The following is a 16,234-nucleotide window of genomic DNA, read 5'->3' on the forward strand; positions in this document are numbered from 1 at the left end:
CCGGCGCCGGCCCGAGAGAGTGCACGTACGCGTCGAACAGCGAGGTGATCGATGGGGACCGCCGGGCCCGCCGGAGAGGTGATGAGCCGGGAGGAGGCCGACCGCGCTCTGGAGCGTCTCGACGCCGAGCACGAGGCCGTCGAGTCCTCCCTGCTGGCACTCCAGGACCACGCCGGGCGCAGGCTGCTGGAGGGCGCGCGGCTCACCGGGACGACCGCGCACCGCTGGGCGCGCGCCGAGACCGCCATCACCTCGCTGTGGAACGGGTTCGAGACCTACTCGCGCACGCTGGAGCGGGCGCGTGAGCTGCGGGCCCGCCGCCGCTGGCCCAGCCGCGACGACCTGGCGGAGCTGACGCGCCTGCTGCGCGGCACGCTCACCGTCTCCGGCGGCGCACTGGCGGGCTCGCCGGGCGCGAGCCTGACGGAGAGCCCGAAACTCGCCGAGGAGCTGACGCTGAGCCGCCTCGTCGAGCGGATGAACGAGTGGTACGCGCAGGCCCTCGACGTGGTGGCCGCCGCCGACTCGGTGTGGTCGGCGCTGCCCGCCAGGATCGACCTGCTCGCCGCCGAACTCGGGCGCGTGCGTTCCCTGGCGCACTCCGTCGGCGTGCGCCCCGGTGAGCACCCGGCCGCCGACGACCTGGAGCGCACCACCCGTGAACTCACGGCCCTGCGCGAGGAGGTCGTCGCCGACCCGCTCGCCTTCTGGACACCCACCTCGGGCAGCGGCGCCCCCGGCGGCGGCCGCCCCGACACCACGCGCTACGACAACGCGGCCCGCACCCTGGAGGACGTACGGCGCGAGATCGACGCCGTCCTCGCCGTGCGGCAGGACGCCGAGACGCGGCTGATGACCCTCCGCGACGTGCTCAGCCGCGCCGATCGCACCCTCGCCGAAGCGCGCGCCGCGCGCGGCGAGGTACTCGCCAAGATCGCCGCTTGGGACGTACCCGCCGTCAGCGGCCCGCCCACCGCGCTCCAGGAACAGCTCGCCACCGCGGCCGAGCACCGCAGGCACGCGCGCTGGCACCGGCTCTCGCCGCTGCTGGAGAGCCTGGAGGAGCGCGCCGATGAGGAGTTGGAGCGCGCCCGCGCCGAACTGTCGGCCGTCACCGCGCCGCTGGCCGTCCGCGCGGAACTGCGCGGGCGCCTGGACGCGTACAAGGCGAAGGTGGCACAGAACGGCCTGGCGGAGGACCGCATCCTCATCGAGCGCTACGACGCGGCACGCCGCATGCTGTGGAGCGCGCCCTGCGACCTGAGGGCCGCAGAGGAGGCCGTACTGCGCTACCAGCGGGCCGCACAGGAGGCGCTGGCCCAGCGGCAGCGAGATGCCCGGCACACCGCGGGCGGAGCGATGAACATGGGGGCAGAGTGAGCGAGCAGGCGAGCGCGCCGCGGCGGCCGTGCCAACGGCCGCAGTGCGAGGGCGCCTACGAGGACATGGGCGGCGGGGAGCTGTACTGCGACACCTGCGGGCTCGCGCCCGTGGTGGCGCCCGGCGGGGTGCTCGGCTCGGCGCCGACGGGGGTGACCAGCCCGGGGCGGGGCAGCCGCTCCTCGGGGTCGGCCCGCACCGGCTCCGCGCGCGCCTCCGCGCGCTCCCGCTCCTCCCGCCGCTCGGTCTCCGGGCGGCTCTCCCGCTCCCTGTCGGGCCGCTCCACCAGCCGCTCGGTTTCCGTACGCACCGGCCGCTCCTCCACCGGGCCGTCGTCCTCGGCGCGCGGCCGGCTGGGCGCCGGACTCGTCCAGGTCCCCGACGTGCCGCGGCCGGACCCGGCCACCGTGGTGCTGGAGAACCCCGAGGTCCCCGAGCGCAAACGGTTTTGCAGCAACGGCGACTGCGGGGCGCCCGTGGGCCGCTCCCGCGGCGCGCGCTCGGGACGCACCGAGGGGTTTTGCACCCAGTGCGGCCATCCCTACTCGTTCGTGCCCAAGCTGGGCCCGGGCGACATCGTGCACGGCCAGTACGAGGTCGCCGGATGCCTCGCGCACGGCGGGCTCGGCTGGGTCTATCTCGCCGTGGACCGCGCCGTCTCCGACCGCTGGGTCGTCCTCAAGGGCCTCCTCGACACCGGCGACGAGGACGCCATGGCGGCCGCGATCGCCGAGCGGCGCTTCCTGGCGGAGATCGAGCACTCGGGCATCGTGCGCATCTACAACTTCGTCGAGCACCTGGACCAGCGCACCGGCAGCCTCGACGGCTACATCGTCATGGAGTACGTCGGCGGCAGCTCGCTCAAACAGATCGCCAACGAGCGCCGCGCCCCGGACGGGAGACGCGACCCGCTGCCCGTCGAAGTGGCCTGCGCCTACGGCATCGAGGCGCTGGAGGCCCTCGGTCACCTGCACAGCCGCAACCTGCTCTACTGCGACTTCAAGGTCGACAACGCCATCCAGCAGGGCGACCAGCTCAAGCTCATCGACATGGGCGCCGTGCGCCGCATGGACGACGAGGACAGCGCCATCTACGGCACCGTCGGCTACCAGGCGCCCGAAGTGGCCGAAGAGGGACCCTCGGTCGCCTCCGACCTGTACACGGTGGCGCGCACCCTGGCCGTCCTCACCTTCGACTTCCAGGGCTACACCAACGTCTACGTCGACAGCCTGCCCGAGCCCGGCAACATCGAGGTCTTCCACAGGTACGAGTCCTTCTACCGCTTCCTGGTACGGGCCACGGACCCCGACCCGCAGCGCCGGTTCGCCTCGGCCGAGGAGATGTCCGAACAGCTGTTCGGCGTGCTCCGTGAGGTCGTGGCCGTCCAGTCCGGGCGGCCACGCCCCGCCCTCTCCACCCTCTTCGGCCCCGAACTCCGCGTCGTGGACACCGACCTGGTCACCGCGCAGCAGGGCGACATTTCCCTGCTGGGGGCCCGCACGGGCGCGCGCGGCAGCGGCCGGCGCGGCCCACGGCCCGCCGCACGCGGCGGACCCGCGCAGGTGACGCTGCCCGCCCAGGCGGTGGCCCCCGCGAGCGGGAACGCCACGGCCCCCGCGGCGACTGCGGGGACCGCCCTGGCCGCCGCGGGCGGTGCGGGCGCCGCTCCAGGCACCGCCCCGGACGGTGCCGCCGCGGGCAGCGCGCCCGCGCCGCTCGCCTCCTTCCCCGCGCCGGCGCCACCCGCGGCGGGCGCGGCCGGGATCGCGCTGCGCCCCCTGGAGGCGGGCGCGACGGCGCTCGCGCTGCCCGTACCGCGCGTCGACCCGTCCGACCCGAACGCGGGATTCCTCGCGGGGCTGATGGCCTCGGCCCCCGCCGACCTGCTCACCGCGCTGGAAGCCGCCACCACCGACTCCCCCGAACTGCGGCTGCGCACCCTGCGCGCCCACCTCGAACTCGGACCGGGGCCGCAGGGGCCGGACGCCGCGCTCAGTGCGCTCGGCGCGCTGGAAGCCCGGCACGCCGAGGACTGGCGGGTCGTGTGGTATCGCGGCGTGGCCTCCCTGGTGACCGGAGACCGGGAGGCCGCGGCCCTCTCCTTCGACGCCGTCTACGACGCCTTTCCCGGCGAGCCGGCACCCAAGCTGGCGCTCGGCATCTGCGCGGAGGTCCTGGGCCAGTGGGACAACGCCGCCGAGTACTACCACCTGGTGTGGACCACCGACCCGGCCTACGTGAGCGCCGCCTTCGGGCTGGCGCGGGTACGGCTGGCCACCGGCGACCGCGCCGGTGCCGTACGCGTGCTGGAGTCGGTTCCGGAGTCCTCCATCCACTTCACCGCGGCCCGTGTCGCGGCCGTCAGAGCGCGCCTGCGACAGCGCTCGCCGCACGAGCCGCTGCTGGATGACCTTCAGGCGGCCGCACGGCAGGTCGCCGGTCTGGAGGACGTCGGACTGGACGCCGTCCGCCGTCACGAGCTGACCTGCGAGGTACTCGGCTGCGCGCTCGACTGGCTGTTGTGCCAGGCTGGTGCCGCCCGGGGGACGGTCTCCGGGCCCGCGCCTGCGGGTGCGCCGGGCTCACCTCCCGGCGCCGGGGTACGGCTGTTGGACAGTCCGCTCACCGAGGAGGGGCTGCGCTTCGGCCTGGAGCGCTCCTACCGGCTGCTCGCCCGGCACGCGCAGACCGGAACCGAGAGGATCGAACTGGTGGAACGCGCCAACCGCTTCCGCCCCCGGACGTGGGTGTGACCATGCCTCAGCTCGACCAACTGTCCGCCTGCCCGAGCTGCGCGGAGCCGCTCGAGGAGGGTGACCGTTTCTGCGGCGCCTGCGGCGCCGACCTGGAAGCAGCCGCCCGCGACCTCGCCGCCGGCGCACAGGACGCCACGCAGGGGCGCACCCCCACGCTCCCCGACGGCCTGCCGACGGTGCCCCCGCCAGGACAGGGCCACCCGGCCGCACCCCCGCCCCCGCCCGCGCCACCGGCGGACCAGGGCCACGCTTCCGCACCCCCGCCCCCGCCCGCGCCCCCCGCCCCGCCCGTACAGCCGGGTGCCGCCGCGGGTACGGGCCCGCAGCGGCCCGGGGCGGACGGCTGGGAGCATCCCCCGGCCGCGGGCCCGCAGCCCCCCTCACCCGCGTCCGGGCCCCTGCCCGCCTCCGCCGAGCAGGACTTCGCCCTGCCGCCCGCGGCCGGGGAGCCTGTGACGCCCCCACCACCGGCCGGCGCCGGTCCCGTTCCGCCCACCGCCGAAGCGGGCTTCCCTTCGGCCGGTGCCGGGCCCGTCCCACCGGCCGACGGTGCGGGCGTCTCACCGGTCCGGGACGCGGGTGCCCCGACGCCGCCCGCGCAGGGCCCCGCGCCGACCGGTCCCGACCCGCGCACCGTCTCCGACGACCCCGCCGGACCGACGGGCCACGTCACCGGCACCGGTGAAGCCGACGGCTTCGCGGGCGGTCCCGAACCGCTCGGCCCCACCTGCGTCGCCTGCGGCACCGGCACCATCGACGACGACGGCTACTGCGAACACTGCGGCCACAAGCAGCCCCGCGACCGCGACCACATGGAGTCGGCCCTGGCCACCGTGGCCGCAGCCAGCGACCGCGGTCTGCGCCACCACCGCAACGAGGACTTCTACGCCCTCGCCGAGACCGCCACCGGCGAAGGCGCGCCCGTGACGATCGCCGTCGTCTGCGACGGCGTCTCCTCCGCCACCCGCCCCGACGAGGCGTCAGCCGCGGCGGCCGAGGCGGCCAGCGCTTCCCTGCGCACGGCGCTGCCGCAGGGCCGCCACGCGCAGCAGGCCATGCACGACGCGCTCGTCGTCGCCGCCGAGGCGGTCAACGAACTGGCCGCCGACACCCCCGTCGACCCGGCCAAGAACGCGCCCGCCTGCACCGTCGTCGGCGCGCTCAGCTGCGCGGGCATCCTGACCGTCGGCTGGATCGGTGACAGCCGCGCCTACTGGGTGCCCGACGACCGCACGGCCGGCGCCACGCGCCTGACCGAGGACGACTCCTGGGCCGCGCAGATGGTCGCCGCCGGGCTGATGAGCGAGGCCGAGGCCTACGCGGACCCGCGCGCGCACGCCATCACGGGGTGGCTGGGCGCCGACGCCTACGAACTCGACCCGCACACCGCCTCCTTCCAGCCCGAGCGGGCAGGCGTCGTGGTGGTGTGCACGGACGGGCTGTGGAACTACGCCGAGTCCGCCGACGAGATGGCCGCGGCCCTGCCGCCCGACGCAGGCACCCACCCGCTCCACACCGCCCGGCACCTGGTCGGCTACGCGCTGGACGGCGGGGGCCACGACAACGTGACGGTCGCGGTGCTGCCCGTTCCCGCGCCGTCGCCCGCACCGCAGGAGGGGACGAGGCCGGCCTGAGCCGCGCACATGGCGGGCCCCGCCACGACATGGGCCCACCGCGACCCGGCCCACCGCGACCGGGTCCCTCACAACCGGGGGAGAGGGACGGTCGCGGGACGCCGTCCGGGGGGAAGCGCCGCGCACACCGGCACACTTCCGCCCGCCCCTTCGTCTACCTGTCGCCGCAGCACACACAGGAGCGGAAAACATGGCCAACTTCGCCAAGTCCAACGCGCCGCGCTTCTCCGTGGACGTCTACCAGAACGAGTTCCTGCCCGAGGGCGCCCGCGAGGTGAACGCGATCGTCACCGTCACCTCCACCGGCGGCGGCACCACCGGCGGCCTGCCCCTGACGGTGACCGGCACCGGGCACGGCGGCGCGGGAGCGGACGCCGCCGTCGTCATCATGGTCGACTGCTCCGGCTCGATGGACTACCCGCCGACCAAGATGCGCAACGCGCGCGAGGCCACCGCCGCCGCCATCGACACCCTGCGCGACGGCGTCAGGTTCGCCGTCGTCGCCGGAACCCACAAGGCCGTCGAGATCTACCCGGGCGACGGCTCGCTCGCCGTCGCGGGCTCAACCACCCGCTGGGAGGCCAAGGACGCGCTGCGCGGCCTGAGCGCCAACGGCGGAACCGCCATCGGCACCTGGCTCACCCTCGCCGACCGGCTGCTCGGCTCCGCCGATGTCGCCATCCGGCACGGCATCCTGCTCACCGACGGCCGCAACGAGCACGAGTCGCCCGCCGAGTTGAGGGCCGCGCTCGACGCCTGCGCGGGCCGCTTCACCTGCGACGCCCGCGGAGTCGGCACCGACTGGGAGGTCAAGGAGGTGACCGGCATCGCCTCCGCGCTGCTGGGCACCGCCGACATCGTGGCCGACCCCGGCGGCCTCGCGGCGGACTTCACACAGATGATGGAGAACGCCATGGGCAAGGAGGTCGCCGACGTGGCCCTCCGCCTGTGGACACCGCTGGGCACCCGGATCAAGTACGTCAAGCAGGTGGCGCCCACCGTCGAGAACCTGACCGAGCGCCGCACGGAGGCGGGCCCACGCGCCGGGGACTACCCGACGGGGTCATGGGGCGACGAGTCACGCGACTACCACGTCTGTGTGGAGGTGCCCGCCGCCGAGGTCGGCCAGGAGATGCTCGCGGCCCGGGTCTCCCTCGTCCTGCCGGCGCCCGAGGGCGGCACCCCCCAGACCCTCTCCCAGGGCCTCGTGCGGGCGGTGTGGACGGACGACATGGTGGCCACCACCTCCCTCAACCCGCAGGTCGCGCACTACACGGGGCAGGCCGAACTCGCCCAGGCCATCCAGACGGGGCTCGATCTGCGCAAGGCCGGCGACGAAGCGGGCGCAACGGCCAAACTGGGGCGAGCCGTACAGTTGGCGAGCGCCTCGGGGAACACGGATACTGCGAAACTGCTTTCGAAGGTGGTCGACGTGGTGGATGCCGCGACGGGTACTGTTCGACTGAAAGCGAAGGTCGCCGAGGCCGATGAGATGACGCTGGAGACGCGGTCCACCAAGACGGTCCGCGTCAAGCGCTAGCCGCACCGGCCGCGGCGCGCATCCCTACCCGGCGAGGCGCCGGGTACGCACCCGAGCAGGAGCACGGAGGGGGAGGCACTCACCATGCCGACTTGCCCGAACGGCCACCAGTCGGCGGCCGACGACTGGTGCGAGGTCTGCGGTCACCGCATGACCGACGCGCCCGCGTCGCCCGCTGGGGCCGTACCGCCGCCCCCTCCGCCACCCGCCCCCTCCGGCGGCTACGGCTATCCGGGCCCGCCCGGACCCCCGCCCGCGCCCGGCCAGGGGTACGGCCACCCGGGCCCCGACGCGCCCCCGCCCGGCGGCTACGGCTACCCCGGCCCCGGTGCTCCCCCCGGCAGGCCGGAGCTGTGCCCCCAGTGCGGGACCCCGCGCGAGTCGCAGGCGCCCTTCTGTGAGGAGTGCCGCTACAACTTCCTCACCCACACGCCGACCACGTTCGCGCCGCCGCCCGCGCCCAACGCCGCGCCGGGGGCCCCGGGCCCCGACGCCCACGGGCCCCCCGGCTTCCCGCGCCCGTCAGGCCCCGGCTCCCCGGGCCCGGGCGAGCAGGCCCCCGACCCCTTGCGCACCCCGGGCTACGCGGGCCCCGGCTACCCGGCCCCCGGTGACGAGCCCGGCCCCGACCCCCTCCGGACCCCCGGCTACCCCGGCGCCCCCGGCGAGGCCGGTGCCCCGACGGGCCCCGACACACCGCCCGCCCCGGGCGCGCCCCCCGGCTTCCCGGCCCCGGGCGGCCCCGGGCGTGAGAGCCACGGGGCACCCGGCTTCCCGGGCGGCCCGGGTGACGCCGGCGGCCCGGGTGATCCGGCAGGGCCTGACGGCTCGCCGGTGCCCGGCTCCGAGGGGCCTGGCGGTCCGGCGTTCCCCGGGCCGAACGGGCCCGGTTCCGGCGGCCGGGACGCTCCCGCGTTCCCCGGCCAGGCGGGCCCCGGCGGCCCCGAGGGCGCGGGTCACCCCGGCTTCCCCGGCCCGGGCGCTCCCGGCCCCGAGGGCCCGGGTGGTCCCGGCTTCCCGGGCGCCCCGGGTGGTCCTGGCGGACATGGCGCTCCTGCCGGGCCCGGCGGGCCGGGTGGACCGAGCGGACCTGGCCCCGAGGGGCCTGGCGGTCCTGCTTTCCCGGGCGGCCCGGGTGGTCCGGCTGGTCCTGGCGGACATGGCGGTCCGGCTGGCCCTGGCGGTCCGGGTGGGCCCGGGTCCGAGGGTCCGGGTGGTCCTGGATTCCCGGGCGGCCCGGGTGGTCCTGGCGGACATGGCGCTCCTGCCGGGCCTGGCGGCCCGGGTGGCCCCGGGCCCGAGGGCCCGGGCGGGCCTGGTTTCCCGGGCGGTCCCAGTGCCCCGGCTGGTCCTGGCTCCGAAGGTCCTGGCGCTCCCGGCGCCCCGGCCGGCCCTGGTGGCCCCGGGTCCGAGGGGCCTGGCGCGCCGGGCGGGCCTGGTTTCCCGGGTGGGCCGGGTGAGCCCGGAAGGTCTGGCGGGCAGGGCCCGGACGGGCCGGACGCCGGCGGACAGCAGATGCCCGCCGGACAGCACATGCCCGGCGGCCCCGCGGGCCCGGCTGGGCCGGGCGCCGGTCCGTACGGCCCCGACGCGGGGCGGCCCGGTGTTCCGGGCGAGCGTGAGCCGGGGGCTCCCGGCTGGCCTGGCGGCGCCGGTGGCTCGGGACAGGAAGGCCCTGGGCAGCCCGGCGGCTCGCCCGACGCCGGCCCCGGGTGGCGTCCCGGAGCGGAAGGCATGGGCCGGGGCGGCCCCGGCCCGCAGGTTCCGGGGGCACCCGGCGGCGGGGAAGGGGCGCCGGGCCAGGGGCGGCCGTTCCCGGCGAACGAGACCTATGGCGGGCAGCCCACCGGTGGGGACTGGGAGCTGTCCCCGCCGGAAGCCGCCGAGCAGCGCGTCGGCGCCCCGCAGGCACCTGCGGGCGTGCCGGAGGGCCACCCGGGTCAGCCGGGGCACCCGGGGCACCCGGGGCAGCCCCCCGGCGGACCGGCCCCGCAGGGGCCTGGCGCACCGGAGTTCGCGTCGCAGGGCGGGGCACCGGCCCCGCAGGGCGGCGGTGCGTGGACGGCGCTCATCGGCCCCGACCGTGCGTACTTCGCGGCGATGATGCAGCGCAGTGGCCCGGAGGCCGCATCGCTGAACCTGCCCGCCTACTCCCCGGAGCAGCAGTTGCCGTTGACGGGGCCGCAGGTGACGATCGGCCGGCGCCGCGCGTCGACGGGGGAGGCGCCGGACATCGATCTGGGCCGTGCGCCGGAGGATCCGGGGGTGTCGCACCAGCACGCGGTGCTGGTGCAGCAGCCGGACGGTTCCTGGTCGGTGGTGGACCAGGACTCGACCAACGGCACCACGCTCAACGGTGCGGAGGATCCGATACAGCCGTACGTGCCTGTTCCGCTCAAGGAGGGGGACAGGGTGCACGTGGGCGCCTGGACGACGATCACGCTGACGCGGCGGTAGTCCACACCGGGTGGGCGCACCGGCAGGTGCGCCCACCCGTCGGCGCCCGCATCCCCGGGCAGCCGGGCTCCACCAGGCGCCGGGGCCCGACGGGCGCCGGGGGCTACTTCTCCAGCGGCACGGGCGCCCGTGCCGCTTCGAGCGCGAGCGCCTGCTCGTCGACGATGCGGATGCCCCGCGCGTCCAGCGCCTGCTTGACGCGCCACCGCAGCTCGCGCTCGACGCCGAGGCTCTTCTCGGGCATGGTTTTGACGGAGACGCGCAGCACCATGGAGTCGAGTGTCACCTCGTCCAGGCCGAGGACCTCGACGGGCTCCCACAGGACTTCGTCCCAGGGGCTCTCCTTGCTCATCCCCTCGCCCGCGGCGAGGACGGTGGCGCGGACTTCTTCCAGGTCCTCCTCGGCGCGTACCCGTACGTCGAGGGTGGCCATGGCCCACCCCTGGCTGAGGTTGCCGATGCGTTTGATCTCGCCGTTGCGGATGTACCAGATCTCGCCGCCGTCGCCGCGCAGCTGCGTCACGCGGAGGCCGATCTCCATGACGACGCCCGAGGCCTCGCCGGCGTCGATGCGGTCGCCGACGCCGTACTGGTCCTCCAGGAGCATGAACATGCCGGCGAGGACGTCCATGACCAGGTTGCGGGCGCCGAAGCCGAGTGCTACCCCCGCGACGCCCGCGCTGGCGAGGAGCGGCGCCGGGTTGATGCCGAGCCCGGACAGGACGGTCAGGGCCGCGGTGCCCAGGATCATGAAGGAGGCGACGCTGCGCAGGATGGAGCCGATGGCGGCCGACCGTTGCCGTCGGCGTTCTCCGCTGACCAGCAGTCCGCGCAGGGCGTTGCCGCTGTCGACGATCTCGGCGCGGCGGTTCATGCGGGTTATGAGCTGGGTGATGGCCCGGCGGATGAGGTAGCGCAGGACGACGGCGACGACGCAGATGAAGACGATGCGCACGCCGGAGGCGAGCCAGTCCGTCCAGTTGTCCTGGATCCATCCAGCGGCCTCGCTCGCGCTGTCCTGGGCGTCTTCGAGGGACCTCGGCGGCTGGGGTCCATCGGGTGGGGGAGAGGCGCTGAGCAGCCAGTACACAGGATCGACCTTCCGTGCGAGTCACATCCACAGGGCACACGAACGGATGCCTCGACCACACTAACGGCGCAGGGGCTTCACATTTGGTGCCACAGAGCAGTATGGGGCCAGGCGTTCGAGGGAGACGTTCGATCCCGCGTCGCCGGTGTGAGGTGTGGTCCAAAACACGCTGAGCTCGTTGCCCGGTCGTGGTGGCGGAGTGACCAGGGCACGGGACACACTGAGGGGAGATCGTCACGGCGCGAGCCACGCGCCGCCGACGTACGAGGAGGCACCGTGCCGCATGTCCTGGTCCTCAACGCGTCGTACGAGCCGCTCGGCGTCGTACCGCTCCGCCGCGCGCTCGTTCTCGTCCTCAACGAAAAGGCTGTCAGCCTGGAGGACTCCGGCGCCCTGATGCACAGCGCGACTCGTGTGATACCCGCGCCCAGTGTCGTCCGTCTCAAGCGCTTCGTGAGGGTGCCCTTCCGCGGCAGTGTTCCTCTCACGCGCCGCGCGTTGTTCGCCCGGGACGGCGGCCGTTGCGCTTACTGCGGTGGCGTCGCAACCAGCGTCGACCACGTCATTCCGCGCAGCAGGGGCGGGGTGCACGCCTGGGAGAACGTGGTGGCGGCCTGCCGCCGCTGCAACCATGTGAAGGCCGACCGCCATGTCGCCGAGCTGGGCTGGAGGTTGCGTCATCAACCCGCGCCGCCGTCCGGACTCGCCTGGCGGATCATCGGCACGGGGCACCGGGATCCGCGCTGGCTGCCGTATCTCATGCCATACGGCGCGGACGACGATCTCGCCCGGATCGACGGCAAAGCCACTGCCTGAGTTCCGGGCTTTGTTGTGTCGGGTGGCGGGCGCGGTGGGGGGGCGGCCAGGGGCGGCCACCACCGCGTCGCGCGTCGCGGTCCAGTTGGGCCGGCAGCAGGTCGACGGAGCGTTCGCCCGCGCGCGGCGGAGCCGGAGGCGCAGGCGTTGACGGGGTGGTTGTCCAGCGTCATCAGGCGGTGGCGGGGAACGCGCCGCGGGCGCGGGTGAGTTCGCCGCCACGGAGGGTGCGGCGGACGGCGCCCACGCCGCTCCAGCCGATCTGCCCCCGGCTCCGTCCTTCGGCCCGCGCTCAACACCGCGCAGCCGCGGGCGTGCCCAGCTCGCGGGCGCGTGCCCGCGCGTGCGCGCGGGCCCCGCGCGCCGCCCGCACGGTGCGCCGTCCGCACGGTCGCGACCGGGCGCGGAGCCTACACCGTCGGTGCCCCGGATTCCATGGCTCCGGGGCACCACCGTGCCGGGGCCCGCAAAACCTGCCGCCGGATGTCCGGTTCGTCCCTCGTTTCTCCGCTTCCCGATCCGCCCCGTCGGCGATTCGCCGCGGGAACCGACGTGAGCTGGGACACGTTCTCGGGGCGGGCACGTCTGTACTCCGGTCGACTGGGTAGGGCGAGTCCTGTCCGCAATTCGTCAACGAACGGAGGCCCGTCGTGGCCGCGTCCGCTGAACTCCTGCTGTCCGCGCTCGCTCCGCTTCCGCAGCAGCGCACACTCTCCAAACGAGGGCACGAGCCGGTAGACCTGTCCGGTGTGTCCGACCCCGACTCCGGACTCGACGGCTCGTGCACGTGCGGGTGCGCCGACGCCCCCCTCACCAGCGAGCCCCCGCTCGCCGACGCCATCCCGCTGACCAGTGAGCCGCCCCTCGCCGAGGCGCCGCTGACCAGTGAACCCACCGGGGTCGGTTACGGCACGGAGCCGGCGGACATCTGATGCCCCTCCCCCAGGCACGGTCCGGGGGGAACCCCACCCGGCTCGCGCGGCTCGCCGAGGCCCACGGCGTCGCCCTCTCCTACGAGCCCGAACCCGGCCGGCACGTCCAGGTGCCCGAGGGAACGGTCGTGGAGGTGCTGGCGGCGATGGGTGTCGACGCCTCGACGCCGCGTGCTGTCCGTGCGGCGCTGGAGCGGCACGAGTGGGACGGCCGGCAGTTGCTGCCACCCACCGTCGTGCTGCGCTCCGGCGCGCGTCCCGCGTCCGCGCCGGCTCGCACCTCGTGCTTATCCCAGCTTCCCGACGGGACGGTGCTGCGCGTCGTCACCGACAGCGGCACGACCCTGGACTGGGGCCCCGGCACCCGCCTGCCTGTGGGGGTGCACACCCTCTTCGGGCACGCGCCCGACGAACGCGCGGCCCACAGCACGCTCATCGTGGCGCCCGAAACCCTCCCCGCTCCTCGGACCCGGGCCTCGGGCGAGCGCGGTCCCGGGCTCCGCGTCCGGTTGCGGTCGCTGCTTTCGGCCCGCTCCTGGGGGATGGGCGACCTGGCCGACCTCGGTGAGCTGGCCGGCTGGGCGGGGCGCTGTCTCGGTGCCGACTTCCTCCAGCTGGACCCGCCGCACAGCGCCGTGCCCGTCCCCGGCGGGACCGCGCCCGTCCCGCAGGCCGGTGAGCCGGCGGGCCACGCCGACCTCTCGTCCCTTCTGCCCTCCTCCCGCCGCTTTCCGGATCCGGTGCACCTGCGCGTCGAGGAGATCCCGGAGTTCGCGTATCTGGGGGAGGGACAGCGGCGCCGGACCGAGGTGCTCCTGGGGCGTGCAGCGGCCCTGCGCGAGGCCGTGCTCGGCGGTCACGCGCCCCTCGACCGGGGCGCGGTATGGGAACTCAAGCGGGAGGCGCTTGAGCTGGTGCGCCAGGTTCCGCTCGGCCCCGGGCGCCGGGCCGCGTACGACGATTTCGTGGCCGAACGCGGGCAGGCGCTGGTGGATCACGCCACCTGGTGCGCTCTCGCGGAGGTGTACGGCTCCGACTGGCGTTCCTGGCCCGCCGGTCTCGACGACCCCCGGTCCGCGCACACGGCTCGCGTGCGCGAGGAGCGGCGAGACCGGGTCGACTTCCACGTCTGGGCCGCGTGGCTCACCGACTGCCAGTTCGCTGCGGCCCAGCACGCCGCGCGGCGGGCCGGTATGGCCGTCGGTCTGGTGCTCGATCCGGCGGCGGGCGCGCATCCCGGGGGCTCGGACGCCTGGGCGCACCAGGGCAGTCTGGCCCAGGGCGTCAGCCTCGGCGCGCCGCCTGACGGGTGCGGCGCCCGGGGTCAGGACTGGGGGCTGCCGCCCTGGCGGCCGGACGCGCTGGCCCGTGCGGGGTACGCGCCCTACCGCGAGGTCCTGGCCGGGCTCTTCCGGCACGCCGGGGCCCTGCGTCCTGGCGGTGCCGTGGGCCGCTCCAGGCTGTGGTGGATCCCCGACGGCCGTCCGCCCGCACAGGGTGCCTACGTCCGCTACGACGCCGAGGCGATGCGCGGCGTTCTCGCTCTGGAGGCCCACCGGGCGGGCGCTGCCGTCCTCGGCGAGGGGCCTGGCACCGCCGGGCCCGGGGCGGGGGAGGGGCCGTCGGTGCTGGAGGGGCGGGCGCGCGACGCCTCGGTGCCGTGGCCGCGGTGTCCCGACCGGTCCCTTCCCCTGCTGGATGGCCAGGGCCGCCCCGTGCCCTGGGAGGAGAGCGCGGCCTCGCCGCGGGTCAGGGAGCTGCTCGCGGAGTGGGGCGCGCTCCGCGACTGAGAACCCGCCCGCCCCAATAGATCGGACCTATCTCTTCACGCCGTCCCCGGCCTGCGGCACCATGCCCACGTACCCCCCAAGAGATCGGATCTCTCCGGGTGAGGAAGGTGGAGGACTCATGGTGAGACGCCGCTCCCGCGTACGGCTGCTGGTGTCCGCGCTGGCGCTGGCCCTGGCCGGCGCCGTGCTGTCGGCGCCCGCGCAGACGGCTTCCGGGGCCGCACGAGGGCCGGAGGGTGCGGGCTGCCATCGGCCTGTGCGCCCCGCCTCGCAGATGCGGATCGAACCCTGCGACAGCCCGCGCCGCGTCATCGAGAAGGCCGCGAAGACGGTGCCCACGAAGGGGCAGTACGCCTGGCAGCAGCGGGAGGTGACGGCGTTCACGCACTTCGGCATGAACACCTTCACCGACCGCGAGTGGGGTTCGGGAGCGGAGGACCGTTCCCTCTTCGACCCCGGGCACATCGACTTCGACCAGTGGATGCGTGCCTACAAGGCGGCCGGCGCCGAGCAGGTGATGCTGACCGCGAAGCACCACGACGGGTTCGCGCTGTGGCCCAGCCGCTACACCGAACACTCGGTGGAGAACACCCCCTACGGGCGTGACATCGTCGGGCAGTACGTGAAGGCGGCCCGCAAGGCCGGCCTGAAGGTCGGGGTCTACCTCTCTCCCGCCGACGGCGCCGAACTGCCGCACGGCTGGCACGAGAAGTGGCTGGCCGGCCTCCAGGCGAAGCAGGACGCGGGCGAGCAGCTGACCACGGTGGAGCGCACGGCGCTCGCCGACGGCGGTCCTCCGCGGGGGAAGGGCAGATACGGCAACGGCAGCGAGCCGGCCGAGCGCACGTTCCCCACCCTCGTGCCGGGCGACGACCGCGCGGAGAAGGTGGCCTCGGGGAAGCTGCCCCGCTTCACGGCGAAGGTCAACGACTACGACGCCTACTACCTCGACCAGGTCTACGAGATCGTCACCGAGTACGGGCCGCTGGACGAGCTGTGGCTGGACGGCGCGAACCCCTGGAAGGACGCGGGCATCACCCAGGAGTACGGCTGGAGCGAGCTGTTCCGCGCCGTGCACGAGCTGGCGCCCGACACGCCCGTCTTCGGCGGCCCGCAGGGCGTGCGCTGGGTGGGCAACGAGAACGGTGTCGCACGGGAGAGCGAGTGGAGCGTGACGCCGTCGACGGTCGACCCGTGGACGGCGTACGCCGGAGGGCTGCCCAACGACTCCACCGACCCCGACATCGGCTCCCGCGAGAAGCTCCTCGACCCGTCGGTGAAGTATCTCCAGTGGTATCCGGCCGAGGCGGACGTGTCGATCAGGCCGGGCTGGTACCACCACGCCGACGAGCACCCCAAGAGCGCGGCGCAGCTGCTGGAGCTGTACGAGAAGAGCGTCGGGCGCAACGCCTCGCTGCTGCTCAACGTCCCGCCCGCGAAGAACGGCAGGATCGACGCGGCGGATGTACGGGAGCTGACGGCGTTCGGGAAGGCGGTGCGCGACATCTACGGCACCGACCTGACCGAGCGCGGCCCTGGGCCCCCTACGTTCGACCGGGTGGCCGTGGGGGAGGACGTCCGCGAGGGGCAGCGGGTGGAGCGCTTCGCCGTCGAGGCCAGGTCGGGTGGCGCGTGGCGTGAGATCGCCTCGGGTACGACGATCGGCCACCGCCGCATCCTGGCGCTGCCACAGCCGGTGACGGCACGGCAGGTGCGGGTGAAGGTCGAACGCTCGCGCGGGAAGCCGCACCTGAGGCCCCTCACGCTGCACCTGGCGGCGCAGTCGGCGCACCAGAGGGCCACCGTCGACCGATAGCCCACCCCGGCGCGCGGGGCGTG

The 16,234-nt window shown here is 75.2% G+C and carries 9 protein-coding genes and 1 pseudogene; 9 read left to right on the forward strand and 1 reads right to left on the reverse strand.

Features of this window, described 5'->3' with window-relative positions; all coding sequences use genetic code 11:
• Nucleotides 1–81: 81 nt before the first annotated feature.
• The 5 genes from DQ392_RS26310 (at nt 82) to DQ392_RS36020 (ending at nt 9,767) form a co-directional block, all read left to right on the forward strand.
• Nucleotides 82–1,380 carry a coiled-coil domain-containing protein gene (locus tag DQ392_RS26310; RefSeq protein ID WP_245982008.1) on the forward strand — a complete coding sequence of 433 codons (1,299 nt, stop codon included), beginning with the start codon at nt 82–84 and terminating at the stop codon, nt 1,378–1,380.
• Nucleotides 1,377–4,133, forward strand: a complete 2,757-nt coding sequence (locus tag DQ392_RS26315; RefSeq protein ID WP_114018204.1) for a serine/threonine-protein kinase — start codon at nt 1,377–1,379, stop codon at nt 4,131–4,133. The genes DQ392_RS26310 and DQ392_RS26315 overlap by 4 nt, the downstream gene beginning before the upstream one ends.
• Before the next feature lie 2 nt (nt 4,134–4,135).
• A complete protein-coding gene (locus tag DQ392_RS26320; protein WP_114018632.1) occupies nt 4,136–5,770 on the forward strand; it encodes a PP2C family protein-serine/threonine phosphatase in 1,635 nt (544 codons plus the stop codon).
• 190 nt (nt 5,771–5,960) lie between these two features.
• The gene (locus DQ392_RS26325) at nt 5,961–7,310 is read left to right on the forward strand and encodes a vWA domain-containing protein (protein WP_114018205.1); all 1,350 of its coding nucleotides are present in this window, start codon (nt 5,961–5,963) and stop codon (nt 7,308–7,310) included.
• A gap of 1,734 nt (nt 7,311–9,044) precedes the next feature.
• Nucleotides 9,045–9,767, forward strand: a complete 723-nt coding sequence (locus DQ392_RS36020; RefSeq protein WP_342774976.1) for an FHA domain-containing protein — start codon at nt 9,045–9,047, stop codon at nt 9,765–9,767.
• A 103-nt stretch (nt 9,768–9,870) separates the two neighbouring features.
• On the opposite strand, the gene DQ392_RS26335 is transcribed toward DQ392_RS36020, so the two are convergent.
• Entirely contained in the window at nt 9,871–10,857 is a 987-nt protein-coding gene (locus DQ392_RS26335) for a mechanosensitive ion channel family protein (protein WP_114018206.1), read from the reverse strand.
• A gap of 276 nt (nt 10,858–11,133) precedes the next feature.
• Between DQ392_RS26335 and DQ392_RS26340 the strand changes: the two genes are divergently transcribed.
• The 4 genes and pseudogenes from DQ392_RS26340 (at nt 11,134) to DQ392_RS26355 (ending at nt 16,211) form a co-directional block, all read left to right on the forward strand.
• Complete coding sequence (locus DQ392_RS26340) at nt 11,134–11,673, forward strand: HNH endonuclease (RefSeq protein WP_114018207.1); 540 nt, start codon at nt 11,134–11,136, stop codon at nt 11,671–11,673.
• Between the two features lie 650 nt (nt 11,674–12,323).
• Nucleotides 12,324–12,605 carry a hypothetical protein gene (locus DQ392_RS26345; RefSeq protein WP_114018208.1) on the forward strand — a complete coding sequence of 94 codons (282 nt, stop codon included), beginning with the start codon at nt 12,324–12,326 and terminating at the stop codon, nt 12,603–12,605.
• Nucleotides 12,605–14,332: pseudogene (locus DQ392_RS26350) on the forward strand (4-alpha-glucanotransferase); the annotation flags it as partial. The gene DQ392_RS26345 and the pseudogene DQ392_RS26350, both read left to right, overlap by 1 nt.
• Before the next feature lie 181 nt (nt 14,333–14,513).
• Nucleotides 14,514–16,211 carry an alpha-L-fucosidase gene (locus tag DQ392_RS26355; RefSeq protein ID WP_181856592.1) on the forward strand — a complete coding sequence of 566 codons (1,698 nt, stop codon included), beginning with the start codon at nt 14,514–14,516 and terminating at the stop codon, nt 16,209–16,211.
• The last annotated feature ends 23 nt before the right edge of the window (nt 16,212–16,234 follow it).

This window comes from Streptomyces reniochalinae, assembly GCF_003323735.1.
In the GTDB taxonomy this organism is placed as follows: domain Bacteria; phylum Actinomycetota; class Actinomycetes; order Streptomycetales; family Streptomycetaceae; genus Streptomyces; species Streptomyces reniochalinae.

Coding starts and splice junctions, on each gene's coding strand:
- DQ392_RS26310 (WP_245982008.1), top strand. CDS start 82: ATGAGCCGGGAGGAGGCCGACCGCGCTCTGGAGCGTCTCGACGCCGAG.
- DQ392_RS26320 (WP_114018632.1), top strand. CDS start 4,136: ATGCCTCAGCTCGACCAACTGTCCGCCTGCCCGAGCTGCGCGGAGCCG.
- DQ392_RS26355 (WP_181856592.1), top strand. CDS start 14,514: ATGGTGAGACGCCGCTCCCGCGTACGGCTGCTGGTGTCCGCGCTGGCG.
- DQ392_RS26325 (WP_114018205.1), top strand. CDS start 5,961: ATGGCCAACTTCGCCAAGTCCAACGCGCCGCGCTTCTCCGTGGACGTC.
- DQ392_RS36020 (WP_342774976.1), top strand. CDS start 9,045: ATGGGCCGGGGCGGCCCCGGCCCGCAGGTTCCGGGGGCACCCGGCGGC.